Genomic DNA, 2,216 nt, shown 5'->3' with positions numbered 1-2,216 from the left:
ATCACATCAAGTTAGATTTTAGACTAACTATTGTGGTGTACATCAAAAACGAATTTGTGGGGCGTTTTATATTTTACAAAGGCGACTAGCGTTTCTTATAACAACTTCAACATTACTACACTCAAGCGTCACGCTAAAGTTCAAAATCGAATCCTTTCATTCAACAAAAGCCCTTATCCACTACAAACTTCATATCAAGCGTATAAACTATCTTGTGATACTATCTCGATCATATCTATAGTATGCATTTGTGTTCCGTTTCACTGAAGTATATGTATCATCAGTTAAGTATAAACCATCATCTTTCAATGCCACTTGATAACCTTTCTTTCGTGCTAACCAGGCAATATCTATATAATTTTCTCCTGCGTTTTCATAACTTCTTAAATCTTCAATATGTGCACTAACTTCAGAGAAGATGATTCTAACGACACTTTCATCAACCCAATATTTGTCATGCATCCATCGCACTTGATCTGCCAATAAAGGTAACTGCACATCATTGAAATATACACGATGGGTGTCATTATCGTATATTTCGGGACTAAGTAATGGTTGTTTTCTAATTGATAATACCTCACCACCCATCACTGTACCTTCCCTCGTATCATCAGCACCTCCCGATGCGTCACGTGTATTCAAGTCAACATGTAGTCCATGTACATCTCCAATATAGGCATCTGGTTTATGTTCCATTGCATGTCCACGTGCAATCAATGCTAATATTGTAGATTGTGAAAATTGAGGCTCCCATTCAATGCGATTAGGATGGCTACTATAAACTCTAGGTTCATCTATAGCCTGCTGAATATCCATGCCAAACACTAATACATTGATTAATGTTTGCGCAACACTAGCAATGATACTTATGGCACCAGGTGCACCTACTGTTAATATTGGCTTCCCGTGATACATCACAATCGTTGGAGCCATGTTACTTAGTGGTCGTTTATATGGTGCAATTTCGTTAATACCACCATCTACTACATCAAAGCCATCCATTGTCGTATTCAATAACACGCCGTAGCCTGGAATCGTGATACCCGATCCGTAAATCATACCGATTGATGTCGTAAATGAAGCAATATTACCTTCCTTATCAATCACACAAAAATGAGTTGTTTCGGTATGATTTTCTTCAACATCTGTATGACTAATGCAATCAGACACAACACCATGCTCTATATCAATATTTGCTTTATTGCTATCAATGAGCGTACTGCGTGCTTTTAAATAATTGTCATCAATTAATGACTGTACAGGCACCTCATGAAAATTATCATCCGCCAAATATTGCGCACGATCACTATATGCTAAATGCATCGCTTGTATCAAATGATGCAAGTAATCAACAGATCTTGGACCCATAGATGGTAAATCGACATGTTCTAATAACTTCAATATTTGAATTACCGTGATACCGCCAGAACTAGATGGTCCCATTGAATAAATGTCATAGTCTTTAAATGTTGCACTGATTGGCGCTTTAATCTGAATGTCATATTTGGCTAGATCCTCTAAAGTGATTGTCCCACCACATGCTTTGACAACATTGACTAATTGTTTCGCAATGTCACCTTTATAAAATGCATTAAACCCTTGTTCTCTTAATATTTGAAATGTCTTACCTAATTCGGGTTGTACAATCCAATCACCTTCACGCCAATATTGATTTTCATGCGTAAATACTTGTGCCGTTTCATAATACTTTGTCAATCGTGCGTGTTGCTGGCGCGAATATTTTTCAGTAGCCCAATTGGCTGCATGACCTTCAATAGCTAGTTCAATTGCAGGATTAATTAAATCTTCCAATGACAACTTAGCATAACGCTTGTGAATATAATCAAACAGCTTTGGAATTGCTGGCACAGCGACAGTTTTACCATGTGTAGTCATATCAAAAAATGATTTATATTCGCCTGAATCATCTAGATAAAATTGTTTATCTACATGTGCAGGGGCTGTCTCACGCGCATCAAACGCAGTTATACTGCCAGTACTTTGCTCATAATATAGCAAATACCCGCCACCACCAATACCTGATGCAAATGGTTCTACCACATTCAACGCCAGTTGAATTGCAATCACTGCATCCATGGCGTTGCCACCTTGATCTAATACATCCTTACCAATTTTAGCCGCAAGAGGATGTGATACGGAAATTAACCCTTCTTTAGATGTTTTTGTCTGTTTGTCATTTAAGTTAATGACCATAC

At 37.5% G+C, this 2,216-nt stretch carries 1 protein-coding gene; it reads right to left on the bottom strand.

Annotated elements, in window-relative coordinates:
- Positions 1-207: 207 nt before the first annotated feature.
- Positions 208-2,214: a gamma-glutamyltransferase gene (ggt, locus tag IDG60_RS11625; RefSeq protein ID WP_000236409.1), complete on the bottom strand. Its 2,007-nt coding sequence runs from the start codon at positions 2,212-2,214 to the stop codon at positions 208-210.
- Positions 2,215-2,216: the final 2 nt, after the last annotated feature.

This window comes from Staphylococcus sp. EG-SA-2, assembly GCF_017152085.1.
Note: the sequence above shows the minus strand (reverse complement) of the source record. Positions and strands in the feature narration are given on the sequence as shown.